The organism is Allobranchiibius sp. GilTou38, assembly GCF_017565325.1.
In the GTDB taxonomy this organism is placed as follows: domain Bacteria; phylum Actinomycetota; class Actinomycetes; order Actinomycetales; family Dermatophilaceae; genus Allobranchiibius; species Allobranchiibius huperziae.
Genome location: NZ_JAGEKN010000015.1, coordinates 49,049 through 73,844, shown reverse-complemented (window position 1 = coordinate 73,844; position 24,796 = coordinate 49,049). Strand labels below are relative to the sequence as shown.

Sequence of the window (24,796 nt, the reverse complement as noted above, 5' to 3'; positions counted from 1 at the left end):
CTACTTCCTGACTTCCAGGACGGTCTGGCCGATCCGGACCCGGGTGCCCTCGCGCAACGGCACGTGCTGACCGATCGGCCGGTCGTTGATGAAGGTGCCGTTGGTGGAGCCGAGGTCGTCGATGAACCAGCTGTCGCCGTCGCGGTAGACCTGCGCGTGGCGGCCGGAGGCGAAGTCGTCCGACAGCACGAGGACGCACTCGGGGTTGCGGCCGATCAGGACGCCGCCGTCGGACAGGGGCACGCTGATGCCGCGCATCAGACCCTCGATGACGGCCAGGTGCGTCGGGCCACCACGCGGGGACCGGGCGGGGCGGCGTTCGTCGCGCAGCGGCTGGCGTCGGTTGTCGGCGCGGGCGCCACGGATGCCGTAGAGATCGCCGCGCATCACCCCGACGATGCTGAAGATGAACGCCCAGAGGGCGACCAACAGCCCGATGCGGATGACCGTGATCGTCAGTTCGCTCACCGGCGCCCGCCTTCGCGGAAGAGCAGGTGGGTGCGCCCCACGGTGATCCGGTCGCCGTCGTGCAGGTGAGCCCGGTCGATCGGGTCGCCGTTGACGAACGTGCCGTTGGTGGAGCCGAGGTCACGCACCGTCATCACCAGGTGCGGACCGTCGTTGGTGATGCGGATCTCGCTGTGCCGCCTGGAGATTCCCGGGTCGTCCAGCATGATGTCGGCGTCGTCGTCACGGCCGATGACAGTAATGGCGCCGAGCAGAGGATAGCTGTCTCCGTCGATGATCAACGACGGTCGCTGCTTGAAACGGCGTGGCGCGGCCGGGCTGGGGACGCGCGCGGCGCGCGGTTGCTCGGGCGCGGGATCGTCGTAGCCGGGGTGCTGCTGCATCGGCTGCTGGTGGTGCTGCGGCACCTGGTACTGCTGAGAAGGAGTCGGGTACTCCCGGGGCGGTGTCTGGTACTGCCGCGGCGCGGGTCCGTCGTCGTAGAGGGGCCGGCGACCCTCGTCCCACGGCTGGTCCTGGCGTGCCGAGGAGGGGTCGAACTCGTCGTACTGCCGCGGCTGCGGTCGCGAGGGCTGCGGTGCTTCCTGCACCTGCCGTGCGATGGACGGACGCAGGCGGAAGACGCCGGTCTCCAGCTCCGGGTCCGCGGCGAACTGCACCGACACCGGCCCGCCGGGCACGTAGCGCTGACTGTCGGCGTGCTCGGTCGCGCTCGCGATCAGCTCGTCGGTGATGTCGTCGCGTGCCGCGTCGAGGCGCTCGAAGTCGCCGGGGCTGAGGTCGACGGTGAACAGGTTGGGCACCACCGCGCGCTGCCCCTTCTTGGTGGCCGCTGCGCGGTCGTCCATCGCTCCGCGCATCGCGCTCGCGATCTCCACCGGCTGCACTTCGGAGCGGAAAGCCTTGGCGAACGCGCCGTTCACGCCCTCGGACAGGCGGCGTTCGAGGTTGGAGAACAAACCCATCACTGCCTCCTGTTCCTCGTCGGGTCATGCCTCGGCGCCCAGCTGCGGACCCGCCTTACGCGGGCAGACCGGAGCGCACGGCGTACGCCGCGGGCGTGCTCGATCGTAACTGCGCCATGCGCGCGCGAGCCGCAGGCACGGTCACCTAGGGAGCAGCTGTGTAGTGGGGGTGCGATGCCGCCCTGTCGTGTCGTCGGCCGGAGTCCGCGCCGCCGCGCGGAGTCGTTGCGCGCTCTATACGGCGCGCCACGACTCCACCTTTACGACGTGGCACCCCGGTTTGGCGATCGCGGAGCCGTCAGGCAGACTAGGGCGGCACTCGCGCGAGTGGCGGAATAGGCAGACGCGCACGGTTCAGGTCCGTGTGCCCGAAAGGGCGTGGGGGTTCAACTCCCCCCTCGCGCACCAGATGAACGGCGGTTGCGACCCACAGGTCGCAGCCGCCGTTCTGCGTGCTGCGAGTGCCGGCGCGGCGCGGCGGATCCGGTCAGAGGCTTTCGTTGGCGATCGGTGCCGCCCAGTTGGCGAGCAGTGGGAGAACTCTCGCGGTGGGTGAGTCCGATTCGACGGTGTAGACCACCAGACGCTGATCCGGGTCGTGGGGGCCGACGACCGATTCGATCCCGAAGACCAGTGGCCCGGCGACAGGGTGGGCGACCTTCTTGGTCAGCGAGGTCCGGAAGGTGACCCCCTGGTCGTCCCACCATCGGGCGACGTCCGGGTCGCCATCGCGCAGCTCGCGAACGAGCGCCGTGAGGCGGCGGTCGTCGGGGCGGCGTCCGACGTCGTAGCGCAGCGCTCCGACCGCGGACGCGGCGAAGTCGTCCCAATTGGTGATGCGTTCGCGAGCGCCAGGGTCGAGCAACAACCACCGGGCGAACGACGCTCCGGGCTCCGCCGACCAGCCGAGGACCTCGCGCAGCAGCCCGTTGCCGGCGAGCACCTCCGAGCGGGGTCCGAGCAGCAACGTCGGCACCTGGTCCAGTTGCGCCATCAGCCGGAGCATTCCGGGGTCGGCATGCACCGGGAGGTCGGGCGCGACCCGTCGCCGCGGCGAGGTGGGTGCGGCAAGGTTGCGCAGGTGCTGGGCCTCGAGGTCGTCGAGCTGCAGGGCGCGCGACAGGGCGTCGACCACGTCGTCGGTGACGGTGTGCTGGCGGCCCTGCTCCAGACGGCTGTAGTGATCGGGGCTCAGCCCGGCAAGGACCGCCAGTTCCTCCTTGCGCAGACCCGGCACCCGACGCGGTCCGGGGAAGGCATCGATCCCTGCCTGCGCCGGGGTGAGGCGGTCGCGGCGGGAGCGCAGGAATGCACCCAACGGGGAACGATCGGTGGGCATGGGCACCACGGTAGGCGCGGCGGCCGCCGTCAGCGTGGGCATGCCGTGCCCAGGCACTGCTCGCCCTGGCGCCCCCGTTCGCAGAGCCGTTGACTGACACGCATGACCGACACCACAGCAGCACGCACCGTCCTCGTGACCGGCTCGACCAGCGGCATCGGCGCCGCGACCGCCCGCACCCTCGCCGCTGCCGGGTGGCGCCTCGTCGTCACCGGACGCGACGTGGCCCGGGGTGACTCCGTCGTGCAGGAGATCGGCCGGCGGCCACGCGGTCTTCGTGCCCTCGGACCTGTCCGCCGCACCGGAGGACCTGCGTGCTTTCGTCACCTCCGCGACCGAGGCCGCAGGCGGCCGGATCGACGCCGTGGTCCACAACGCCGCGCTCTGCCCGCCCGTCGACACGGTGTCACTCAGCGACGCCGACCTGGAGGCCACGCTCGCCGTCAACGTCCGCGCGCCCCACGTGCTGACCGCCGCGCTCGCCCCGGCGATGGCCGAGCGCGGCGCCGGCGGGATCGTCGTCATCGGATCGTGGATGGCGCATGTGGGCCACGCCTTCGTCGGCCTCTACTCGGCGACCAAGGCGGCCGAGATCCAGCTGGCCCGCAGCTGGGCCGCGGAGTTCGGGCCGCGCGGCGTACGCGTCAACACGGTGTCACCCGGCGCCACCCGGACTCCCATCAACGCAGCCGACGACGACGTCATCGCGACGATGACGTCGGGGACGCCCGCCGGCCGTCCTGGCACACCGGAGGAGATCGCTGCCGCCGTGACATGGGTGCTCTCCGATGCCGCGGCCTACCTGCACGGGGCCGAACTCGCCGTCGACGGAGGGATCACCGCGACCCGCTGAATGCGGGGGCAGCGAGCTCAGATGCTCTCGACGACGGCCGTGAGATCTCCGCCTGCGGCGCCGGTGTTGACCACGCCCGCCGGCTCGAGCAAGAGCGCCCGGACTTCGCTGTCGGCGCGAGGGCAGTGCTCCACCCCGCGCGGCACGACGTAGAGCTGCCCGGGGCGCAGCGTGATGTCGCGGTCGCGCAGCTGAATGGTGAGCTTGCCGTCGAGGACGAGGAACAACTCGTCGGTGTCCTCGTGGGAGTGCCAGACGAAGTCGCCCTCGACCTTGACGATCTTCACGTCGTAGTCGTTGATCCGGGCGACCAGCTTGGGTGACCAGTGCTCGGTGAACTGACTGAACTTCTCGTCCAGGTCGACCGCGTCATCCGTCATGAATCCAGTCTGCCGTCGAAATCGCCGGCAGGTAGGCAGTCGTCGGCCTCGACGGCGAAGGTGTTGCCATCCGGATCCTGGAACCAGGCGATGCGACCGCCGTCCTCGATGGCGGCACTGCGGCCCGACTGCGCGAGCGGCAACCCCAGTCGGCCTTTGTAGAACTCGGCTGCGGTATGGATGTCGGACACGGCGATCGATGCCCTGACCGGGAAGTCGCTCAACGACATCGACTCACGTTATCCGCCGCCCTCAGGCGGGGCTAGACACCCGAGGGATCCGCGCCCAGTACGCGGTCGAGCAGGCTTGCGAACTGCTCGAGCTCGTCGGGCGTGAGCCCGTCGAACGAGGTCTCGACGACCGTGGCGACCGCCCTCTGACCGGCTTGACGCAGCCGCTCACCCTCGGCGGTGATCCGGTGTCGCACGGCTCGACCCGGGCCCGGTACCCGTTCGATCAATTCTCGATCGGCCATCCGCACGGCCAGTGACCCGAACGACTGGTCCGTCTGGAAGGTGAGCACTGCGAGCTCGTGCAGCGAGGCGTCCGGACGTTCGCGCAGGTGTCGCAAGGTGTCCCACTGGATGAGCGAGAGTCCTAGCGGTGCAAGGGCTTTGGTCAGCCTGCGGTGGTGTCGGTACTGCAACCGTTTGACGGCGAGCGCGACATTCGCCGGGGAGGGATCCATCCGGTGAAAGATAGCGACTGTTGCTTATATAAGTAAGCTTATATAAGGTTACTTGTATGACGAACACACCCGCTGCGGTGGTCCGGCCGACGAGAAGCGCCACCATGACCCTCCGTGACCGGGACGATGTGCAGATCACCGTCGATGACATCGACCGCACATCCCCGTTCCTCCTGCTGCACGGCGGCGGCGGCCCGCTGACGATGACCGGCTTCGCGCACCTGCTCGCCGAGCGGACTCACGCGCGGGTGTTGCTGCCGACCCATCCCGGTTTCGGTGGCACCGCTCGCCCCGACACCCTCGCCTCGACCAGGGACCTGGCCGCCGCGTACGTCGAGCTCATCGACCAGCTCGACCTGGCAGACCTCACCCTGATCGGCAATTCCTTCGGCGGCTGGCTGGCAGCGGAGATCGCCCTGCTGGGCTCCCCCCGGGTCAGGGGAATCGTCATCCTGGACGGTGTCGGTCTGCAGGTCGACGGCCACCCGCCCACCGACGTGCGCGGCCTCGCCCCCGCCGAACTGGCCGCCCTGTCGTTCCACGACCCGGCCAAGTCCCCGGCGGCGCGGGCTCCGGGAGGCAGCGGACCGAGCCCGGACATCCAGGCCCTCATGGCGTATGCGGGGGAGGCGATGACCGACCCGACTTTGGGCGACCGGCTCGCCGACCTGGAGCTGCCCGTGCAGGTGATCTGGGGGGAGAGCGACGGCATCGTCGACCCGGACTACGGCAGGGCGTACGCCGCCGCCGTTCCCGGATCGACCTTCACCCTGCTGGCCCGCACCGGTCACCTGCCCCAGCTCGAGACCCCCGAGGAGCTCCTCGACGTGATCCTCGACATCGACCGGTGACGAGCTCGCCCGAGGGCGTAGCGACGACTACCGCGCGAGAGCAGCTCCGGTCCATCCCTCGTCAGCGCTGACATCCATCGCTATGTCGAGCCATGCCGGCAGCATCGATGACGGCGTGTCTCCGTCATCGATCTCGGCGAGGAGCGTGCCGTCTTCCAACTCGTCGACAGCGATCTGCCAGTCCTCGCGCGACACCCGGTGCCGGACCTTCTGCAACGTGCGGGCGGGAAGCTGTCGAAGCAACGCCCACTCCGCGTCGTCGAGGTACATCGAGGTGCAGGCCACTGCGGCCGGCCCGTCCGTGAGACGCACCTTGTGCCCCAGCTTGCGCACGCGGCGACCGTCCGGCCACACCATCTCCCGAAGACGAAGCCTGGACCCCTCGACATACCGATCCGTGATCTGTATCGACTCGACCACACCTTCAGGGATGGAGTTGACGAGAAAACGTCGCTCTCTCTCCACCACTGCGTATTTCAACGACGTCGCCACCACGCCATGCTCGCTCATGGCCCGACGTGTTGCTCGCGGTCGGTGCGACGTCGGTGGAGACTCGCGCCATGGAGTTCTTCTGCTTCCACCGGGACCGACCTGGTTCGGGGCCTTTGCGTCAGCAGATCCGCGAACAGCACTGGACGTACATGGATTCGTTCGAGGATGCGCTGAGGGTGCGCGGCCCCGCCTTCGATGCGGGCGATGAGCTGGTGGGAAGTGTGCACGTCGTGGACCTCGACGGACCGGCGCACGCGCGGGCGTTCGCGTTCGACGAACCGGGCTACCAGATCGGTGCGTACCGAGAGGTGATGCTGCGGCGGTGGCACAACGCGCTCGGGCGATCGATGTGGGAGTACCCCCACCTGGACGAGCCGGAGGGGCTGTTTCTGGTCATGGGCTTCGAGCCCGATCCTCGAGCCCCGTTCGAGGACGAGCTGCCGAACGCCGATCTCGTCGCCTTCGGTCACCTCCTCAGCGACGACGGTTCGTGGCAGCTCGGCACGGTCGCCATCGTGCGCGCGGTGGACATCGACAATGCCGGCTCGCTGCTTCACGGCCGCGGCTTGATCGGCGTGGAAGCGCACGGATGGACGTTCGGCGGCCGCCCATGACTCAGCCACGGCGGCGTTCGCGACCAGCTGGTGTCTCTTCTTCCAGCAGCCCTGGGCAGGCCGCGAGGATTGGGTGCCGGTCCCTTCGCTACTCCGACAGCAGCTCGCGCACCCGGGGGATGACCTGCGTGCCGTAGAGCTCGATCGCACGCATCGAGTGCTCGTGGGGCAGTGGCCCGTTGGAGTACTTCAGGTCGAACCGGTCGACGTCGAGCGTGCGGACGGTGGCCGCGATCTTCGCCGACACGGTCTCCGGCGAACCGACGTACAACGCGCCCTGCTCGATCTCGCGCTCGAAGTCGCCGGGGCGCGCCGGGGGCCAGCCGCGCTCGGAGCCGATCTTGTTGCGATTGGTGATCCAGTGCTCGCGCAGCTGGTCGCGCGCCTCCTGGTCGGTGTCGGCGATGTGGCCCGGTGAGTGCAGGCCGATCGGGAGCTGCGGCTGACCGAGCTGCTCGTTGGCACGGCGGTAGATCTGCACGAACGGCGTGAACCGGTCTGCGGGGCCGCCGATCACGGCCAACATCAACGGGATTCGGTAGTTCGCGGCGCGTACGACGGACTGTGGCGTGCCGCCGACGGCAATCCATGCCTTCAGGCCACCGGCGGTCTTCGGGTAGACGTCCTGGTCGACCAGTGGTGGCCGCAGCTCCCCGCTCCAGGTAACCGGCTTCTCCGCGAGCAGCTCGGCGAAGAGGTCCAGCTTCTCCGCGAAGAGCTCCTCGTACTGGCCGAGGTCGAAGCCGAAGAGCGGGAACGACTCGGTGAAGGAGCCCCGCCCGAGGATCACCTCCGCGCGTCCGCCCGACAGGGCGTCGATCGTGGAGAACCGCTCGAAGACGCGGATCGGGTCGTCCGAACTCAGCACCGTGACGGCCGACCCCAGTCGGATCCGCTCGGTGCGGGTCGCGATCCCCGCGAGGACCACGTCGGGCGCCGAGATCGCGTAGTCGGCGCGGTGGTGCTCGCCGATGCCGATGAAGTCGACGCCGCAGCGATCGGCGAGCACGGCCTGCTCCACCACGTTTCGGATGACCTGCGGATACGGCAGGAGCGCGCCCTGCGCGTCGACGGTCCGGTCACCGAAGGTGTCCAACCCGAACTCGACCCGACCGCTCACTGCTGCCTCCACTCAGGACGTCGAGGGGCCGGAGAACGGTCTCGGGCCCTCTCGTGCGTTCGAGCGCAGGGTATCGATGGGCGGCACCGGGGCGCCCGCCCGGCGTGCCTCCCCGACGCGGGCGGTCAACTGCCGAGGGTCACCTTGAAGATCTTCTCATTGCTGTTGTTCGCGATGCTGTCCTTGTCGCCCTGGTTGGTGGTGGTGAGCCAGAGCGCCTTGCCCGGCGCCGGTTCGACCGTGCGCAACCGCCCGTAGGTGCCGACGAAGAGCTGCTGTACGTCGGTGAGGCTGCTGCCGCTGATGACCTCGCGGTAGAGCCGCTCGCCACGTTCGCAGGCGACGTACAGCACGTCGTCCACGATGGCGATGCCCGAGCACGACCCGTCCGCGGTCGGGTAGGTGTGCTTCGGCGCGATGAACCCGGCGGTGCCGCAGGTGCCGCTGGTGCCCTCGCACGCCGGCCAGCCGTAGTTGCCGCCCTTGACGATGAGGTTGGTCTCGTCCATCACCGAGTTGCCGAACTCCTGCTCCCAGAGCCGCCCCTGTGAGTCGAACGCGAGGCCCTGGGGATTGCGGTGCCCGTAGCTCCAGACGGCGTTCTTGAACGGGTTGTCGGTGGGGATGGTGCCGTCGGGGTTGATCCGCAGCACCTTGCCGTTGAGGCCGTCGATGTTCTGTGCGTTGTCGCCGTTCTGCGCGTCGCCGGTCGCGATGTAGAGCTTGCCGTCCGGGCCGAAGCGCAGCCGGCCGCCGTTGTGGAACTTGTTACGCAGGATCCCCTTCAGGAGCACCTGCTCACTGGAGGTGTCCAGCGTGGTGCCGTTGAGCTTGATCCGCACGACCCGGTTGTCCGTGGTGGAGGTGTGCATGATGTAGAGCCAGTGATCGCTGCTGAACGTCGGCGCGATCGCCAGACCGAGCAGGCCGCCCTCGCCGTCCGTCTCATCCACCCCCGGCACCGTGCCGACGGTGATCTTGGCGCCCGTGCTCGGGTTCAGTTCGACGATCGTGTGCGCGTCGCGGCGGGTGTAGAGGACGTCGCCGTTCGGCAGGGTGGTGAGACCCCATGGGATGTCGGTGTCGGTCGTCACCTGGGTGACCGAGCAGACCGCGTCGGTGCAGGCGGCACCGGTCGTCGCGGATGCCGCGGTGCTGGGGGCCGACGCGTTGCCGGCCGCGTCGCGGGCCGTGACGGTGTAGCTGTAGGTCGTCCTGGCGGCCAGTCCACTGTCGGTGAAGGTCGTGACCGGAGCGATCGACGCGGTGCCGTTGACGGTGCCGACCTTCACACCGCCCCGCAGGACGTCGTACGCGCGCACCCCGACGTTGTCGGTGGACGCCGTCCACCGCAGGTCGATGGTCGTCCCCGACGCAGTCGCGGACAGACCGGTCGGCGACGTCGGCTTCTGGGTGTCGACCTGGCACTGCGGCGGCGTGATGGGGACGGTCGCGCTCGCCTGCGAGACGTTGCCCGCGGCGTCCCGGGCATTGACGTAGAGGCCCCAGGCGGCGCCGGGCACGACGGTCAGACCGGTGCTCAGAGTGCTGCCCGACACCGATTTGATGAGCTGCCCGTCGTGGTAGACGTCGTACGCCGTGACGCCGACGTTGTCGGTGGCGGCGTTCCAGGCGAAGGTGACCGAGTCACAGGTCAGGTTGCTGACGCGCGGGTCCGCCGGCACGCTCGGCGCCTGGGTGTCGGTCCCCGACGTCGTCGTCCACTGCTGATTCGTGCCCGTCGTGCAGGGCCACACGCTGACCTGCGACCCGTTGGCGGTCGCGCCCTGCAGCGCGTCGAGGCAGTAGCCGGTCAGGGCGCTCACGATGTGATGGTCGGCCCTGATCGTCCAGTGCTGGTTGGCCCCGCCGTTGCAGGTGTAGCTCTCCAGGACGGCCCCGGCCTGGCGACTCTTCCCGCCGACGTCCAGGCAGCGCTGCGTTCCGAAGACACGCAACTCACCGGCGGACGTCGCGGTCCACGCCTGGTTCGCCGAGCCATGGCAGTCGTACAGCTCGACGTGCGTACCGGGCTTCAGGCTCGCCCCTGAGACATCCAGGCACCGACCGGACTGCACGCCACGGATCGGTGTGGCGGTCGCGGCCGATGCCGGCCCGGCGGCGGCGATGAGGGACGCCAGGCACATCGCGGCCGCCGTGATCAGGGCCGTGAGGAGGGCGAGTGGCCGACGTGATCTCGACATGGGATTCCTCGGAGCATCGACAGTGCGCGGGAATGGAACCGACCGGAACGCGGCCACATTCGGAGCCTAACCGCGGGAGGGCGAGAACGGGTGAGGGGACGTCGGCCATATCCGCGACGCGCCGCAGCAAGCCCATAGCCGACGCTGATGCGGCTGAGAAGTTGCGCCGAGAGGCTTGAGACGTTCCCGACCGAAGGACCTCTCATGATTCCCGCACTCCGACGCGCGCAGCGCATCACCCGCACGGCGATCGGCGTGAGCGCCATCGGTGGTCTCGCCCTCGTCGGGCATCTCGCCATCGCGACCCCGGCGAACGCCGGGTCCGGTACGACGACGACCTCCACCTCTGCGCCGAGCACGACAGGCTCGTCCTCGACGACCAGCTCGTCGACGAGCAGCACCTCCAGCAGCACGTCCACCAAGACCCCGAGCAAGACCTCGAGCACGAGCACGTTCAGCAGCGTCCCGTCGGTCACCACCCCGGCCACGACGCAGTCGACGCAGGCTCAGACGCACTCGTCATGAACGCGTTCGCGCAGTTCCGGGCAATCGGCGTCGACTGCCGGATCGTCGCCACGCGGCCGGACGAGCTGCCCTCGGCTCGTCTCATGGTGGACCGGGCGATCGCCGACCTCGATGCGGTGGCGTCGCGGTTCAGACCCGACTCGGAGGTCTCGGTGCTGTCCGTCGCGCCCGCGGCCGGCGCCGCCGGCACAGTGACGCTGCCCGCGTCCCCGCTCCTGCTGTCCCTGCTCGACGACGCGCTCTGGGCGGCGGACGTGACCGACGGGCTCGTCGACCCCACCCTCGGGGCCGCGATGGAACGCATCGGCTACGACGCTGACTTCGCGGAGGTCCTCGCGCGGACCGCTGCGGACTCACCGGCGAGCGTCGGCGACGGCCGATCGGGGCGAGCCTCGACGCCCGGCCCGCGCAGCACCCTGTCCGAGCTCACGCTGGATCACCGGGCCGGCACGGTCACCGTCGCAGCCGGCACCCTGATCGACCTCGGCGCCACCGGCAAGGCCTCGATGGCCGACCGCGTCGCCGACGAGTTGGCGAGGACGCTCACCGGTGGGTTCCTGGTCGACCTCGGGGGAGACATCGCCGTCGCCGGGCCACCACCGGTCGGCGGCTGGGCGATCGCCGTCGAGGACGAGGACGGCACTGTGCCGCAACGGATCTCGGTGACGACCCAGGGTGTCGCGACGTCGGGCACCGACCGTCGCCACTGGCAGCTCCCCGACGGTCCACACCATCACCTCATCGACCCCAGGACGGCCCGATCCGTGCCGCACACGTGGCGGCGGGTCACCTGTGTCGCCGCCTCGGCACTCGAGGCGAACACCGCCACGACCGCCTCCTGCGTGCTCGGCGACGCGGCGGTCACCTGGTTGACCGAGCGGGCCATTCCGGCCCGGCTGGTCGGGCAGTCCGGCGACGTGTCGCGCACGCCGGGCTGGCCGATGCCCGCGCGGCAGGATCGGAGCGCGTCGTGAACGAGACTCTCTGGTACGTCTCGCGAGCGACGGGCACGCTCAGCATCGTGCTCATGACGGTCGTCATGATCCTGGGCCTGGTGCTGTCCGGTGCCCGGCAGCGCGCCGGCGAACGTACGACGGTGATCCAGGGTGTGCACCGCAGCCTTGCTCTCGGCATGCTCACCTTCCTGGTCCTGCACATCGCGACCGCCGTCGCCGAGACCTATGTGCACATCGACCTGATCTCGGCGTTCGTCCCGTTCACCTCGCCCTATCGCCGCTTCCTGGTCGGGCTCGGCACCCTGAGCGTCGACGTCCTCGCGGCGGTCATGGCGACCTCGTTGCTGCGCCACCGCATCAGCCAGCGGGTCTGGCGCGTCGTGCACCGCTCGACGTTCGCGATGTGGCCTCTCACGCTCTGGCACGGGATCGCCATGGGCACCTCGAACGAGCCGCTGCTGCGCGGCACCACGATCGCCTGCGCGGTCGCCGGCGGGATCGTGGTGATCTGGCGTATCGCCGGGTCGCATCACGACAGCGCACGGCGCCGCGAGGTCCTACGTCAGGAGTGGACATGAGCCTGGTGACCCTATTGGAGCAGGCCGGCCTGACCGGTCGGGGCGGCGCTCGCTTCCCCACGAGCATCAAGCTGCAGTCGGCGCTCGACGCCGGTGCGGACCTGATCGTCAACGCCTGCGACGGGGAGATCGGAGTGCACAAGGACGCCCTGGTCGTCGCCGAGCATCTGGATGCCCTGCAGCACGGCGCCGGCCTGCTCGCCCGCCGCACCCGGTGGGCGGCCCATCGCGGCAGCGAGACCGAACGGCGCCTGCACGACGCCGGCCTCCGGGTCCTCTCGGTGCCGTCCCGGTACGTCGCCTCGGAGGAGTCGGCGCTGGTCAACCTGCTGCACGGCGGGCGCGCCCGGCCGATCACGCGACTGGCGCCGATCTCGACCGGCGGGCGGGACGCCCAGGGCCGACGGTTGCGTCCGACGCTCGTGCTGAACGCCGAGACCGTGTGGCGGGTCAGTCAGATCGAGCGGCACGGCGCGGCATGGTTCCGCGGTTTCGGCACGGCCGAGGAACCCGGCCCGCGTCTGGTGACGATGGGCGGGAACGTCGAACGTCCGGGGGTCTACGACGCCGAGGCCGGCATCCCCCTGCGCGATCTGCTCGATGCCGCCGGTGCGCTCGACGTGCAAGGCGTCGGGATCTCCGGGATGAGCGGCGGCTGGCTGCGTGGTCACGACGCGTGGACGGCGACCTGGTCCGATGCCGGGCTCGCGCCGTACGGCGTCCCGACCGGCACCGGTGCCGTGCATGTGCTGGATCGCCGGTCCTGCCCGATCGACCACCTCTCGCGCATCGCGACCTTCGCGGCCGGCGAGTCGGCCGGCCAGTGCGGCCCGTGCATGTTCGGCGTACCGGCCGTCGCAGAGCAGCTCGAGCGCCTCGCCGACGGTGCTCTCCCGCCGGAGGAGATGCTCGACCTGCACCATCGCCTGGGCATGCTGCCCGGGCGGGGAGCGTGCCGATTCCCCGACGGTGTCTCACGATTCGTCGCATCGGGGCTGCGCACGTTCACCGCCGAGGTGGAGGCTCACCTCGCGGGTCGGTGCGCCCTGACCAAGGAGTGGGCCGGTGCGGCGCGATAAGCGGGGCGAGGACCAGATCGTCGTCGACCGGGTCGCCTGCACCGCGCACGGCGTGTGCGCCGTGGTCTCGGGGGGTGCCGTCGAGCTGGACGAGTTCGGCTACCCCGTGCCGTCGCGGCTGACGCTGAGCCGCGCCGAGGCCCGGGTGCTGGTCGAGCAGTGCCCGGCCCGCGCGCTCCTCCTCGCCCGGGACCGCTGAGGTCACTCCTGCGGCGACACCGGCAGGACCACCGTGACCGTCGTGTCACCCGGGACGCTGGTGATCTCCAGGGATCCGTCGTGCGAACGCGCGACGGCCTGCACGATCGCGAGACCCAGCCCGGTGCTCTCGATGCTCTCCTGCCGGTGCCGTGCGCGGGCGAACCGCAGGTGCGCCTGGTCGAGCAGCTCGGGTGGGAAACCGGGGCCGGTGTCGTGCACCCGCAGGATCACCCGGTCACCGTTGCGCTCCAGGACGCAGGTCGCGACCGTGCCCTCGCCGGTGTGCATCCGCACGTTGGCCACCAGGTTGCCGACCAGGCGGCGCAACTGCTCCTCGTCGCCGCGGACGAGCACGGGCTCCTCGGGCATGGTCAGTCCCCAGTGGTGGTCGCGCGCCGTGACGCGGGCGTCGTCGACCGCCTGCAGCAGGATCCACGTGAGGTCGACGTCCTCGCGCCGTTCGGTGACCTCCCGGTCGAGCCGCGCCAGCAGCAACAGGTCGTTGACGATGCTCGCCATCCGTCCGGTCTCGTCGGTGATGCGCTGCAGGGAGCGGTGCACCTGCTCCGGCAGCTGGGTCGACGCTGTGTACTCCCGCAGCAGCTCGGCATGGCTGCGGGCGACCGCGAGCGGCGTACGCAGCTCGTGGCTCGCGTCGGCGGCGAAATCCCGAAGGCGCTGTTCGCTCTCGTCCCGCTGGGCCAGCGCGAGATCCACGTGCCCGAGCATGGCGTTCATGGCACGGCCGACCTGGGCGACCTCGGTCGGTTCGCGCAGCTCCTCGGCGCGCACGTCGATCCGGCTCTGCCCTGATTCCAGCGGCAGCTGCGTGACCCGGCGGGCGACGGTGGCGAGGTGCTGCAACGGGCGCATCGACCGTCGTACGGCGAACGCGCCCACCCCGGCCACCAGCAGGACGACCACGGCGAGCACCACGGTCTCCAGGACGATCAGCTCGCGGATCGTGTGGTCGACCCGGCCCTGAGGAACCCCGGTCACCAGCTGGGCACCGTCCGGAGTCCGGCTGGTGAGCACCCGGTAGTCCCCGAGAGAGGGCAGCCGCACGGTCCTCGGATTAGAGGCGGACACCACCTTCTGCACCGCCGCGCGGTCGGCGGCAGTGGGCAGGTGATCGCCGTCGAGGTCGGCCGCGACCACCAGCTCGGTGATCGCACCGTTCGAGACCTGGCCGGTGATCGTGCCCGGCGGGAGTCCTGCGTTGCTGGCGGGGTCGCCGCCCCGGTTGTCGCGGTCGTGGTCGCTGTCGCCGTGCGGTGACTTCAGCGTGATGTTGCGTGCCGATGCCTGGTGCAGCTCGTTGTCGAGCTGGTCCATCAGGAACGCGCGGATGCCGAACGTCGCCGCGACGCCCGCGATCGTGCCGGCGAGCAGCGCGAGGGTGGCGAGCAGCAGGGCCAGTCGTGAGGTCAGCGTCCGTGGTCGCAGCCTCATGTCAGTGGCGGCCGCATCACGTATCCGGCGCCGCGGACCGTGTGGATGAGCGGCTCCCGACCGGCATCGACCTTCTTGCGCAGATAGCTGACGTAGAGCTCCACGACGTGCGAGGTGCCGTCGAAGTCGCTGCCCCAGACCTTGCGCAGCAGCTCCTCCTTCGACAGGACCCGGCGCTGGTGACCGGCGAGATACCGGAGCAGCGCGAACTCGGTCGCCGTGAGGGTGATCAGCTCACCGGCGCGCCGCGCCTCGTGACCGTCGACGTCGATCAGCAGGTCGGCCACCTGCAGCTGATTGCCCTGCTGCTGTCGCAGCAGGCCGGCGCGGCGCATGAGCCCCTGCGAGCGTGCGAGCACCTCGGACAGGTCGAACGGCTTGGTGATGTAGTCGTCGCCGCCGAGCTCGATGCCGTGCACCCGGTCCTGCGGCGCGTCCCGCGCGGTGAGGAAGAGGACCGCCAGCTGAGGGTTGCGCGCGCGCAGCGTGGTGAGGAGATCGAATCCGCTGCCGTCGGGCAGCATCACGTCGAGCACGACGAGGTCAGGTGCCCGCAGCTGGACCGTCTTGGTCGCCTGATCGATCGTCACCGCGCTCTCGGCATCCCAGCCGCGGAAGTCGAACGCGGCGACCAGGGCCTCGGCGAGACCGGCCTCGTCCTCCACCACGAGCACCCGCAATCGGCGACCGTCCGCTGCTGTCGGAGGCGAGCCGACGGCTGGGCACATGGATGTCACGGTATCGGCGCCCACCACATGTGCAGGGAGCTACGAGTCCGCGCGGAGCGCGTCACCGCCGATGTCCGATGCCTGGTCCGTCACGACGGAACCCCTGACCGGCGGTCCATGACGCGGCGGCCGGATACACGACGGTCGCGAACCCGACGCCGAGCAGCAGCACCGCGACGAGGGTGAGCCGACGGATGAGGCGTGGGCGCCCGTCGGCATCCTCGGCCCCGGGACGTAGATCGTGCCAGGACTCGACCACGGCCTCGCGCAGATGTCCCAGCACGTGCAGCGGGGTGACCGCGACCCACGCGAAGAAGGACGCCTTGTGCAGTAGGCGCCACGGACCGCGGTGGCCGGGGCCCTGCAGGAGCAGGGTGATCCCGGTCGCCAACAGCGCGAGGGTGGTGAGGATCATCAACGGCCCGAGCGCTCGCAGGACGAGCGGTGGTGCGCCGCGTCGGACGTACGCCTCGTCGCCGGTGCAGTAGCGCACGAACCGGTACCCGGTGGTCGCCATCTTCCAGAGGACGGGGAGCACCAGCAGCAGACCCACGAAGACGTGGATCGTGATCAGGTCGCGGATCCGAAAGGACCGTCACGCCCTCGACCGCCAGGAGAAGGAGCAGCAGCATTCCCGTCGTGGCGGTCAGACGTCGGTTGCCCGTCGTGCCGTCCAGCCCCTGATCGGGGTGCGCCGACGAACCGGCGATAGAGGTCGACACGGTCCTACACCGCTCCCTGACAGTCCGAACTCAGCACCCTCCCAAGGTTGCTGGCGCTAGTTCTGGGTCTGCTCTGCGCAGGCTGTGGGTCGTCTCGAAAGCGCCCGGCTCCAGGTGGTGGCAGGCGGTGGACCACGCAGAACGGCGGATGCGACGACACCGCCGCACCCGCCGTTCCCGTCCCGTAGGAGGAAGCCGTCCCTCACACGGTCAGCAGCGCGTAGAACCCTCCCACCACGGGCCTCGCCTGGAATCCGCTCTGCCGGTCGGTCGTGGTGTCGTACCAGTCGCTGAAGGGCACCCGGGACGGCGTGGTGTTCCCGAAGGTGTAGAGCCCCTGGATGAGGCGACTGGTGATCTTGGGTCGATCGGACAGCCACGCCGCCGTCCACATCTCCCAGTCGGCCTTGGTGTAGGTGTGCCGGATGTCCAGCGGCACGCCGTAGGTGCCGGCTCGCGCCAGGTACCAGCGGGCTTCCTCCGCGGCGACGGTGGTCGGGACCAGACCGAGGCCGAGGACCTTGTCGGCGTACCCGTTGTACTTCAGGCTCCAGGTGCCGTCCTGGTCGTAGGCGAGTTTGAGGTGCTTGCCGCCGCTGTCGGTGGACTTGGTCACCCACTGCTTGATGTAGTCCCGGGCAACCCCGAGGTAGTGCGTGGCATCGCCGCTCTTGCCCGCCGTGGTCGCCACGACGCTCATCGCGCCGATCCCGACGATGCCCTTCAGCGCGAGGTTGACGCTGTGGGCGATGAAGCCGGTGAAGTCGTCGGTCTGGTTCTGGTAGCCCGGGTCGAGCGCATTGCCGACAAGGTAGTCGCTCCACTGCTTGAGGATCGTGTAGTGCGCCGTGGCGAACTTCCGGGCCGCCGCGGCGTCCGCGCGTTGCAGGTAGGCCGCGGACATGATCAGCATGTTGGCCGACTCCTCGACCGGCATGTCCTCCTCGTTGCCGTCGTTGTGGCCGTCGGCGTTCGGGTAGTGCGCTCCCAGGTCGTGTTCGGCGAACTGCTTGGGCCATCCGCCGGTCTCGGCGTACTGCAGGATCGGTTCCAGGATGGCGCCGAGGTAGGCCGGGTCGAGGTAGAGGAACACCGGCATGCACGGATAGGTGACGTCGACGGTGGAGACGTTGCCGTCGCTGGAGATCTCCTTGAGGAACGCCCACGCCTTGCCGTCGGGAGCGGTGACCAGCTCGGTGCCGGCGTAGGCCTGACGCAGCGCGGTGGCGACCAGAGCGGCGTACTGGGTGCCGCCCGCCTTCCGCGCGGCGCTGCGGATCCGGTCGTCCAGGTTCGTGGCGCGCTTCGATGCCGCAGACCAGTCGCGGTGGAAGAAGGCGACCATGTCCTGCCACACCGCGAAGTAGGTCTTCCATCGGGGAGCGAGCGGTGTGGTCAGGTAACTGACCGCGGGCTCGCGCACGTGACCGATCGAGATGACCATCGGTTCGGTCGCGGCGCGAACGCTGCCCAGATCGAGGTGGAAGGCGAAGACCGGCCACCGGTCGTCGATCGCGCGTGGTTGGGCGGTGTCGATGCTGCCGTCGAGCGCTCCGCCGTTCACGACGCGTGCCCGGACGACGTTGTCCTCGCCGATCTGGTAGGTGAGGCCGGAACGATGCTGGGTGGTCCACACCATCGTGCCCCAGCTGGCCGTGTCATTCGTCTCCGCCAGCACGTTCGGGTTCGCCGGGGTGTAGTTGAGGTTGATCAGCCGGTTGGCGCCGGTGCCGATGTCGGTCTGGGCCCAGGTGATCTCCGCCGAGGTGTCGCCATAGCCCCACTCACCCGAGATGTCGAAGTACAGGCCCACGTCGTGCGCCTTCCCGTCGACCGATTTCGCCGTCGCGGAGATGTAGCTGAGCGGCGCGCTCTGACGGCGCTGATCACCGGGCTCGACAGGTGAGAAGAAGGTGACCGTCACCCGCACGCCGGCTTCCTCCAACGTGTAGACCGACGAGGTGCTGGTGACCGTCAGACTGACCTGCCGCATCGTCGGCAGCGGATCGGTGTTCGGCAGCGCGGGAGCGCCGAGGAACACGTACGCCGTGCCGTCGATCTGCGCGATGCCGGCCATCGCGGTGATCCGCCCGGTCCAGAACGTCGGCCAGGTGCCCGGCAGATTGTCCGTGGCCATCCAGGTGCTCAGATAGGGCGACCGCACGGCCAGCGGCGTCGCCGGCGGTCGGATGGGAGTGAAGGTGGGGGCGGCGGTGCGGCCACCCTTGGCGGCCGACGGCGCGGGCGTCCCGGTGGCCGAGGCGGCGTAGGCCTCCGGCGTCAACGCCCACCCGGTGGCGGCGACGCCCAGTCCCGCCGCACCGGCCAGGGTCAGGAAGTTGCGTCGCGAGTGCTCTGCCGTGACCCGTCCGGCAGGGGAGGTACCCGATGTCTGATCTACAGGCTCTCTATCGGTCATACGGGCACATTCCACCCGCATCCACAAACGTGTCAAGACCCGTCAATACCATTCACATTGTGACTGTTATTGACCGAGTTTGATTCTTGAAGACGTATCTCGACGGAAAACGGTCACATCTGCCGCTCAACCGTCGACGCCCAGGTAGGCCAGAGCAGCGACGACCAACGCCTGCACGCCGGTGTCGAGCGTGGGCTGGACGACCGGCGCGAAGGACGGTGAGTGGTTGACGGGGATGTCCTGCGCGACCCGCCCCGCGTCCGTCGCCGCCTGATACTTCTCGGGGTCCACGCCTCCGAAGATCCAGTAGGTGTAGGGCACGCCGAGTGCCCTGGGCAGGTCGCTGAAGTCCTCGCTCGCACTCTCCAGCGGTGCATCGACATGCTGCTCGCCGAAGTGGTCGGCGAACGCCGCGGCGACCTTCTCGGTCGTCACGGCGTCGTTGGTGGTGACAGGGAAACGGTCGAACAGCTCGAACTCCGGCGGTTTCGGGGTGTCCGAGGCCTGGCACTCGGCCGTGACGATCCGGCGTACGACGTCGAGCACGGCGGTGCGGGTCTGCTCGTTGTAGGTGCGCACGTTGAGCTCGAGGACCGCGTGGTCGTCGATCACGTTGCTCTTGGTGCCGGCTCGCACGCTGCCGATGGTGAGCACCGCGGGCTCGGTCGGCGCGATCTCGCGGGACACGACGGTCTGCAGGCGCACGACGATCATGGCCGCGAGCACGACGGGGTCGACGGCGGACCGGGGCATCGAGCCGTGGGCGCCGCGACCGTGCACGGTGACGCGCATGCTGTCCGCAGCCGACAGGATCGCTCCGGGGCGAGTGCCGACGATGCCCGCGGGGATCGGCATCACGTGCTGAGCCAGGGCCACGTCGACCGCCCCGACGGCGTCTACGAATCCGGAGTCCTCGACCATCCTGCGTGCGCCGTCGCCGACCTCCTCGGCCGGCTGGAAGAGCGCCACCAGCGTGCCCTTCCACTGATCGCGGGCGGCCGCCATCAGCGCGGCCGCGCCGAGGAGCGCGGTCACGTGCACGTCGTGACCGCACGCGTGCATCACCGGGACGGTGTCGCCCTCGGCATCGGTCGTGGTGACCGTGCTGGCGTAGTCCAGCCCGGTGTCCTCCTCGACCGGAAGCGCGTCCATGTCCGCGCGCAGCAGCACCCGCGGCCCGTCGCCGTTGCGGAGCACCCCCACCACGCCGGTGCCCCCGATGCCGGTGGTGACGTCGTATCCGGAATCACGCAGTCGCTCATCCACTCTCGCCGCGGTGGCGCTCTCCTGATGGGACAGCTCCGGGTGCTGGTGCAGGTGGCGGTAGAAGTGCTCCAGGTCCGCGCGGTGCTCCGGCAGACCCTGCAGGACTCGTGCTGCGGGAGTGGCGTCGTTCACGGCGTCTCCTCGGGTCGGGCGGTCTCAGGTGCGGAGTCGGTCTGAGCCGCCCGCCGACGCTGGCGGGCTTCGGGGTCGATGCGATGCCGGATCCGCTGGCGGTAGGCCGGCGGCACCACCCGTGCCGGTGACCAGGCGTCGGCGCTCGGCAGCATCCAGCCGCGCCACCTCGCGATGATGCAGAGCCCGGCGCCGAAGATCGTCGCCGCGACGAGGCCGACGGTCGGGTGGCCGTTCGTCGACAGCAGCACGAGCACACCGGCGGCGCCGAGCGCGCAGGTCGCGTAGAGGGTGTTGCCGCCGAGCACTCCGGGGATGCGGCGCAGCACGACGTCGCGCACCACTCCGCCGCCGACCGCGGTGATCATGCCGAGCAGCACCGCCGGCAGCCAGCCGAGCCCGGCCGCAAGGGTCTTGGCTGCGCCGGCCGCGGCCCAGGTGCCGAGGGCGACCGCGTCGATGATCGGCCAGACCCGGTCCCAGGCGCGACCCTGCACGCGGATGACGAAGCTGATGGCCGCGCCGACGAGGGCCGTCACGAGGTAGGCGTAGTCGGTCAAAGCCACCGGGGTGCCGTGTTGCAGCAGCACGTCACGGATGATCCCGCCGCCGAGCCCCGACAGAACCGCGAGGGTCGCGAAACCGAAGGGGTCCAGCTTCTCGGCGCGCGCGATGACTCCACCGAGGGTCGCGTTGGCGAGCACTCCCGTCAGGTCGAGCACCCGGAACAGCTCGGTCAGATGCCCCGACCCGTACATTCAGCTGGCGATATCGGGCGTCTCGCCGGTTTCGGAGCGTGCGGCGGCCCGGGCCCGGCCCTCGGCACGGCGCTCCACGAAACGGCTCGCCTGCTCATCCAGGCCGGCCATGAAGGCCCCCAGCTCCTCGCGCGCCTTCTCACCCTCCGGGCCGAGCCCGGTCAGCCCGTCGACGTTCCAGTACTTCAGGATCGGGGCGATGACCTCGTCGTGGTGCAGCCGCAGGTCGTAGACGCCGGCCTTGGCGATCATCATCGAGTTGCGGCGGAAGCCGGCCATCGTCGCGCCGGGCATCTCGAAGCCGATCACCTCGTCGGCGATCGCGCGCATGGTCGCGTCGGGCGCGATCTGCAGGGCGGCCTCCACGATGTTGCGGTAGAAGACCATGTGCAGGTTCTCGTCCTTGGAGATCCGCGCCAGCAGCTTGTCGGCGACCGGGTCGCCGGTGACCTTGCCGGTGTTGCGGTGCGACACCCGCGTCGCTAGCTCCTGGAACGAGACGTAGGTGACCGCCTCCAGCGGCGTCTTGTCGCCCGAGTCGTAACCAGAGGTCATGTAGTCCATCCGGGCCCGCTCCAACTCGACCGGGTCCACTCCGCGGGTCACGACCAGGTAGTCGCGCATCGCGATGCCGTGCCGGTTCTCCTCCGCCGTCCAGCGCCCCACCCAGGTGCCCCAGGCACCGTCGCGTCCGAAGCGGGTCGCGATCTCCCGGTGGTAAGAGGGCAGGTTGTCCTCGGTGAGCAGGTTGGTGATCATCGCGGCCTTGCCGACCTCGGACAGCCGGGACTGCTCCGGCGCCCAGTCCTCGCCTCCCATCGCGGCGAAGTCGCGACCCTCGCTCCATGGGATGTAGTCGTGAGGGTGCCATTCCTGGGCGAGCCCGAGGTGTCGGTCGAGGTTCTGCGCGACGACGGGCTCGAGCTCCTCGAGCAGATGGGCGGGTGCTGTGCTCATGTTTCGACAGTACGCCGGTCGGTCGGTTCGGGGGACCTCCGCTTTCACCGCTGCAGGTGCCTGCCGTCTGCGATTCTCACTGTCGGTCGGATCGATCAGGACGGGTCAGGCGGACGCGACGAGGGCGAACGCCGTGCGCATCAGTTCCGGCAGCGGCACGGGGTCCACATCGCCGCGGGCGCGCTGTGCCCAGTCTCTGATCATCGCGCTGCGCATGGCCGCGACCGCGGCACGCGCGTACACATCGCTCTCGTAGCGCAACTCATCGTCCTCCGTGCGGTCGATCGAGAGGCGGTCGAGCACGGCGCCGGCGATGCCCTCCTCGAAGCGCAGCAGCAGAGCCGGTCCCCGCAGCCGCAGCCGAGTGCTCGGCGGCCCGTCCGCGAAGAGCAGCACCGGCGCGGGCAACCCCTGATCCCGCAGTTGGGCGGACACGTCCGCGAGGGCGTGCAGGACGGCGGCGAGCGGCTGCTCGCCGGCCGGGCGCCGGCGGATGGCGGCGGTCAGCCGCGGCAACCAGCTGAGCGCCTCGTCGACGATGAGCTCCTCCTTGCCACCGAAGTAGCGGAAAAAGGTGCGAGGGGTCACCTTCGCGGCTGCGGCGATGTCGCGCACCGTCGTCTGCTCATACCCTTGCTCGGCGAAGAGCCGGTCTGCGGCCTGCTGGAGTGCCTCCCGGGTTGCGCGTTTGTTCGCCTCACGACGGCCGGGCTCTTCACTCATCCGGGCTCACTCCAGATCTTGTCACCTGTGACATTTTAGTCTTACTGTCAGTCATGACACTTTGTCGGGGTGTGGTGACCCCTTCTTTCGGCGGACCTTCGAGTCGCTGATGGGCACCGCCGACGATCCACCGCAGACGGCACAGGGCTCGATGTACCGGATGGGGCGCTTCTGCGCGTCCCACGCCTGGGTCGTTCTGGTGGTGTGGCTGGCACTGCTCGCCGGCGCGACCATCGCGGACCGCGCCGTCGGGTCGTCGTACTCGGACGACTTCTCACTGCCCGGCTCGTCGGCCCAGCAGGGCGGGGCGTTGCTGAAGCAGCATGCACCATCCTCCGGCGGCCAGAGCGGCCAACTGGTCTTCACGGTGTCCACGGGTTCGCTGACGCAGCACTCCAGCCAGATCACTTCCTCCGCCCAGAACGTCGGCAGGCTGCCGCACGTGCTGTCGGTGGGTGACCCGACGACGTCCAAGGACGGCCGCACGTCGTACGCGGTCGTGCACTTCGACGTGAACCCCGCGACCCTCGGGTCGTCGTACGTGCGGTCGGTGGACGACGCGGTCGCTCCAGCGCGCAGCGTCGGGGTGCACGTGGACTACGGCGGCGTCCTCGGCCAGGCGGCGCGTCCCGAGAACGCCCACCTGACCTCGGAACTGATCGGGATCGGGGTGGCGATCCTGGTGCTGCTGATCGGTTTCGGCAGCGTGTACGCCGCGGGACTGCCCATCGTGACGGCGGCCATCGGGGTGGCGACCGGTCTCGGTCTCCTCGGAGTCGTCGCGGCCGCCACCGAGTTCGCTTCGGTATCGCCCACCTTGGCCGTGATGATCGGGTTGGGCGTCGGTATCGACTACGGGCTGTTCCTCACGACCCGCCACCGCCAGCACGTGATGGACGGTATGGATCCGGTGGAGTCAGCCGGTCTCACGACGGCGACCAGCGGTCGGGCCGTGCTGATCGCCGGCGTCACGGTGGTCATCGCGATGCTCGGGCTGTTCGCCTCCGGCATCACCTTCATCGGCAAGCTCGGCGCGGCCGCGTCGATCGCCGTCGCGGTCGCCGCCGCGGCGTCCGTGACCCTCGTCCCGGCGATGTTCGGACTCGCCGGTCGTTCGATCGATCGGTTGCGGGTGCGCGCGCCGAGCGCGGAGAGCGACGTCACGGGTGCCGAGACGGTGTGGCACCGGTACGCAGTCCACGTCGAACGACGTCCCTGGATCTACCTGGTCTCAGGCCTGGCTTTCCTCACGATCATCGCGATCCCGGTGCTGTCGATGACGATCGGGCACGTCGACGAGGGCGCCGACCCCTCGTCGTACACAGATGCCCGCGCCTACGACGCCATCAGCAGGGGTTTCGGCGTCGGTGCCAACGGGCCCGTCGCGATCGTCGTGCAGCTGCCGTCCGGGACATCCACGACCTCGGCGCAGCAGCTCGGCTCGACGCTGCAGAAGGACCTCGCATCGACTCACGGCGTGGCGTCCGTGACCACGCCCCAGCCGACGTCAGACGGGAAGCTCCTGGTCGCGAACGTCATCCCCACCACCAGCCCCCAAGACGCCAAGACGGATGCGTTGATCAAGACGCTGCGCGACACCACGCTGCCGTCCGCGCTCGCCGGATCGAAGTCGACGGGGTATGTCACCGGCACCCTCGCCGGCAACCTGGAGTTCCGCGATCAGGTCGCCGCACGGTTGCCCGTCATCATCGCGGTGGTGGTCGCGGCCTCGTTCGTCCTGCTCCTCGCGAGCTTCCGCAGTCCGATGCTGGCGCTCAAGGCAGCCTTCGCGAACCTCTTCTCGATCGCCGCGGCCTACGGCGTCGTCGTCGCCGTCTTCCAATGGGGTTGGGGCGGTTCGCTGCTCGGCGTCCACGAGAAGGTCCCGATCGAGTCCTACGTGCCGATGATGATGTTCGCCATCGTTTTCGGGTTGTCGATGGACTACGAGGTCTTCCTGCTCTCACGCATTCGCGAACGGTGGGTGGCCACCGGGGAGAACGGCCGCAGCGTCGCAGACGGGATGGCGGTGACCGCCAAGGTCATCACCTGCGCGGCGCTGATCATGGCGAGCGTCTTCTTCTCGTTCCTGCTGTCCACCAACGTGGTGATCAAGATGCTCGCGCTCGGTCTCGGCGTCAGCGTGCTCCTGGACGCGTCCGTCATCCGGTTGATCATCGTGCCGGCGACGATGTTCCTTCTCGGCAGGAGCAACTGGTGGCTGCCGGCCTGGCTGGACCGGGCACTGCCGCATCTCGAACCGGAGCCCGAGACGGAGTCGGGGCACCCGAGGGTGCCCCGACATGCCGGTCGTCCGTCCTAGGAG

26 protein-coding genes, 1 tRNA gene and 1 pseudogene are annotated in these 24,796 nt (G+C 69.6%); 11 read left to right on the top strand and 17 right to left on the bottom strand.

Going from position 1 to position 24,796, the window contains the following annotated elements:
* Both JOB34_RS16275 and JOB34_RS16270 read right to left on the bottom strand, forming a co-directional pair.
* Window positions 1–468 carry an FHA domain-containing protein gene (locus JOB34_RS16275; protein WP_179483439.1) on the bottom strand — a complete coding sequence of 156 codons (468 nt, stop codon included), beginning with the start codon at window positions 466–468 and terminating at the stop codon, window positions 1–3.
* Window positions 465–1,433: a DUF3662 and FHA domain-containing protein gene (locus JOB34_RS16270; RefSeq protein WP_208053682.1), complete on the bottom strand. Its 969-nt coding sequence runs from the start codon at window positions 1,431–1,433 to the stop codon at window positions 465–467. Before JOB34_RS16270 ends, JOB34_RS16275 begins: the two co-directional genes overlap by 4 nt.
* Window positions 1,434–1,754: 321 nt before the next feature.
* On the opposite strand from JOB34_RS16270, the gene JOB34_RS16265 reads away from it, so the two are divergent.
* A tRNA-Leu gene (locus JOB34_RS16265) sits at window positions 1,755–1,841 on the top strand.
* A 79-nt stretch (window positions 1,842–1,920) separates the two neighbouring features.
* On the opposite strand, the gene JOB34_RS16260 is transcribed toward JOB34_RS16265, so the two are convergent.
* Entirely contained in the window at window positions 1,921–2,772 is an 852-nt protein-coding gene (locus JOB34_RS16260) for a helix-turn-helix transcriptional regulator (RefSeq protein WP_208053681.1), read from the bottom strand.
* A gap of 102 nt (window positions 2,773–2,874) precedes the next feature.
* Between JOB34_RS16260 and JOB34_RS18215 the strand changes: the two are divergent.
* Both JOB34_RS18215 and JOB34_RS16255 read left to right on the top strand, forming a co-directional pair.
* Window positions 2,875–2,976, top strand: a pseudogene (locus JOB34_RS18215) (short-chain dehydrogenase); the annotation flags it as partial.
* A gap of 73 nt (window positions 2,977–3,049) precedes the next feature.
* Window positions 3,050–3,625 carry an SDR family oxidoreductase gene (locus tag JOB34_RS16255; RefSeq protein WP_347813900.1) on the top strand — a complete coding sequence of 192 codons (576 nt, stop codon included), beginning with the start codon at window positions 3,050–3,052 and terminating at the stop codon, window positions 3,623–3,625.
* A gap of 17 nt (window positions 3,626–3,642) precedes the next feature.
* Here JOB34_RS16255 and JOB34_RS16250 read toward each other — a convergent pair whose 3' ends face one another.
* The 3 genes from JOB34_RS16250 to JOB34_RS16240 are packed head-to-tail and all read right to left on the bottom strand — an operon-like array spanning window position 3,643 to window position 4,693.
* Window positions 3,643–4,005, bottom strand: coding sequence for a cupin domain-containing protein (locus JOB34_RS16250; RefSeq protein WP_208053680.1), 363 nt, complete (start codon window positions 4,003–4,005; stop codon window positions 3,643–3,645).
* Complete coding sequence (locus tag JOB34_RS16245; RefSeq protein ID WP_243758236.1) at window positions 4,002–4,229, bottom strand: hypothetical protein; 228 nt, start codon at window positions 4,227–4,229, stop codon at window positions 4,002–4,004. The genes JOB34_RS16250 and JOB34_RS16245 overlap by 4 nt, the downstream gene beginning before the upstream one ends.
* Before the next feature lie 38 nt (window positions 4,230–4,267).
* On the bottom strand, window positions 4,268–4,693 hold the full coding sequence (locus JOB34_RS16240) for a MarR family transcriptional regulator (RefSeq protein WP_208053678.1): 426 nt from the start codon (window positions 4,691–4,693) through the stop codon (window positions 4,268–4,270).
* A gap of 104 nt (window positions 4,694–4,797) precedes the next feature.
* On the opposite strand from JOB34_RS16240, the gene JOB34_RS16235 reads away from it, so the two are divergent.
* Window positions 4,798–5,544, top strand: coding sequence for an alpha/beta fold hydrolase (locus tag JOB34_RS16235; protein WP_208053677.1), 747 nt, complete (start codon window positions 4,798–4,800; stop codon window positions 5,542–5,544).
* A 27-nt stretch (window positions 5,545–5,571) separates the two neighbouring features.
* On the opposite strand, the gene JOB34_RS16230 is transcribed toward JOB34_RS16235, so the two are convergent.
* Window positions 5,572–6,054 carry a hypothetical protein gene (locus JOB34_RS16230; protein WP_208053676.1) on the bottom strand — a complete coding sequence of 161 codons (483 nt, stop codon included), beginning with the start codon at window positions 6,052–6,054 and terminating at the stop codon, window positions 5,572–5,574.
* 50 nt (window positions 6,055–6,104) lie between these two features.
* Here JOB34_RS16230 and JOB34_RS16225 point away from each other — a divergent pair, with 50 nt between their 5' ends.
* Window positions 6,105–6,650, top strand: coding sequence for a YciI family protein (locus tag JOB34_RS16225; protein WP_208053675.1), 546 nt, complete (start codon window positions 6,105–6,107; stop codon window positions 6,648–6,650).
* Between the two features lie 88 nt (window positions 6,651–6,738).
* Here the strand turns inward: JOB34_RS16225 and JOB34_RS16220 are convergent, their stop codons facing one another.
* Together JOB34_RS16220 and JOB34_RS16215 are read right to left on the bottom strand one after the other, a co-directional pair.
* The gene (locus JOB34_RS16220; protein WP_208053674.1) at window positions 6,739–7,770 is read right to left on the bottom strand and encodes an LLM class flavin-dependent oxidoreductase; all 1,032 of its coding nucleotides are present in this window, start codon (window positions 7,768–7,770) and stop codon (window positions 6,739–6,741) included.
* Window positions 7,771–7,895: 125 nt separating this feature from the next.
* The gene (locus tag JOB34_RS16215; RefSeq protein WP_208053673.1) at window positions 7,896–9,974 is read right to left on the bottom strand and encodes a lectin; all 2,079 of its coding nucleotides are present in this window, start codon (window positions 9,972–9,974) and stop codon (window positions 7,896–7,898) included.
* Window positions 9,975–10,178: 204 nt separating this feature from the next.
* Between JOB34_RS16215 and JOB34_RS16210 the strand changes: the two genes are divergently transcribed.
* Genes JOB34_RS16210 through JOB34_RS16190 form a run of 5 tightly spaced genes read left to right on the top strand, consistent with a single transcriptional unit; the run spans window position 10,179 to window position 13,311 of the window.
* Window positions 10,179–10,499, top strand: coding sequence for a hypothetical protein (locus JOB34_RS16210; protein ID WP_208053672.1), 321 nt, complete (start codon window positions 10,179–10,181; stop codon window positions 10,497–10,499).
* On the top strand, window positions 10,496–11,473 hold the full coding sequence (locus JOB34_RS16205; protein ID WP_208053671.1) for an FAD:protein FMN transferase: 978 nt from the start codon (window positions 10,496–10,498) through the stop codon (window positions 11,471–11,473). Before JOB34_RS16210 ends, JOB34_RS16205 begins: the two co-directional genes overlap by 4 nt.
* On the top strand, window positions 11,470–12,033 hold the full coding sequence (locus tag JOB34_RS16200; protein ID WP_208053670.1) for a ferric reductase-like transmembrane domain-containing protein: 564 nt from the start codon (window positions 11,470–11,472) through the stop codon (window positions 12,031–12,033). Before JOB34_RS16205 ends, JOB34_RS16200 begins: the two co-directional genes overlap by 4 nt.
* Window positions 12,030–13,112 carry an NADH-ubiquinone oxidoreductase-F iron-sulfur binding region domain-containing protein gene (locus JOB34_RS16195; RefSeq protein ID WP_208053669.1) on the top strand — a complete coding sequence of 361 codons (1,083 nt, stop codon included), beginning with the start codon at window positions 12,030–12,032 and terminating at the stop codon, window positions 13,110–13,112. The genes JOB34_RS16200 and JOB34_RS16195 overlap by 4 nt, the downstream gene beginning before the upstream one ends.
* The gene (locus JOB34_RS16190; protein ID WP_208053668.1) at window positions 13,099–13,311 is read left to right on the top strand and encodes a ferredoxin; all 213 of its coding nucleotides are present in this window, start codon (window positions 13,099–13,101) and stop codon (window positions 13,309–13,311) included. Before JOB34_RS16195 ends, JOB34_RS16190 begins: the two co-directional genes overlap by 14 nt.
* Window positions 13,312–13,313: 2 nt before the next feature.
* Here the strand turns inward: JOB34_RS16190 and JOB34_RS16185 are convergent, their stop codons facing one another.
* The 8 genes from JOB34_RS16185 to JOB34_RS16150 form a co-directional block, all read right to left on the bottom strand.
* On the bottom strand, window positions 13,314–14,765 hold the full coding sequence (locus JOB34_RS16185; RefSeq protein WP_208053667.1) for a HAMP domain-containing sensor histidine kinase: 1,452 nt from the start codon (window positions 14,763–14,765) through the stop codon (window positions 13,314–13,316).
* Window positions 14,762–15,493 carry a response regulator transcription factor gene (locus JOB34_RS16180; RefSeq protein WP_179483457.1) on the bottom strand — a complete coding sequence of 244 codons (732 nt, stop codon included), beginning with the start codon at window positions 15,491–15,493 and terminating at the stop codon, window positions 14,762–14,764. The genes JOB34_RS16185 and JOB34_RS16180 overlap by 4 nt, the downstream gene beginning before the upstream one ends.
* Window positions 15,494–15,554: 61 nt before the next feature.
* Window positions 15,555–16,046 carry a hypothetical protein gene (locus JOB34_RS16175; protein WP_208053666.1) on the bottom strand — a complete coding sequence of 164 codons (492 nt, stop codon included), beginning with the start codon at window positions 16,044–16,046 and terminating at the stop codon, window positions 15,555–15,557.
* A gap of 371 nt (window positions 16,047–16,417) precedes the next feature.
* On the bottom strand, window positions 16,418–18,634 hold the full coding sequence (locus JOB34_RS16170; protein WP_208053665.1) for a glutaminase family protein: 2,217 nt from the start codon (window positions 18,632–18,634) through the stop codon (window positions 16,418–16,420).
* A 126-nt stretch (window positions 18,635–18,760) separates the two neighbouring features.
* Window positions 18,761–20,032, bottom strand: coding sequence for an amidohydrolase (locus JOB34_RS16165; protein WP_347813899.1), 1,272 nt, complete (start codon window positions 20,030–20,032; stop codon window positions 18,761–18,763).
* Window positions 20,029–20,790 carry a TRIC cation channel family protein gene (locus tag JOB34_RS16160; protein WP_208053664.1) on the bottom strand — a complete coding sequence of 254 codons (762 nt, stop codon included), beginning with the start codon at window positions 20,788–20,790 and terminating at the stop codon, window positions 20,029–20,031. Before JOB34_RS16160 ends, JOB34_RS16165 begins: the two co-directional genes overlap by 4 nt.
* Window positions 20,791–21,747, bottom strand: a complete 957-nt coding sequence (locus JOB34_RS16155; protein WP_208053663.1) for an acyl-ACP desaturase — start codon at window positions 21,745–21,747, stop codon at window positions 20,791–20,793.
* 105 nt (window positions 21,748–21,852) lie between these two features.
* Window positions 21,853–22,470, bottom strand: coding sequence for a TetR family transcriptional regulator (locus tag JOB34_RS16150; RefSeq protein ID WP_208053662.1), 618 nt, complete (start codon window positions 22,468–22,470; stop codon window positions 21,853–21,855).
* 109 nt (window positions 22,471–22,579) lie between these two features.
* On the opposite strand from JOB34_RS16150, the gene JOB34_RS16145 reads away from it, so the two are divergent.
* Complete coding sequence (locus JOB34_RS16145) at window positions 22,580–24,793, top strand: MMPL family transporter (protein WP_208053661.1); 2,214 nt, start codon at window positions 22,580–22,582, stop codon at window positions 24,791–24,793.
* Window positions 24,794–24,796: the final 3 nt, after the last annotated feature.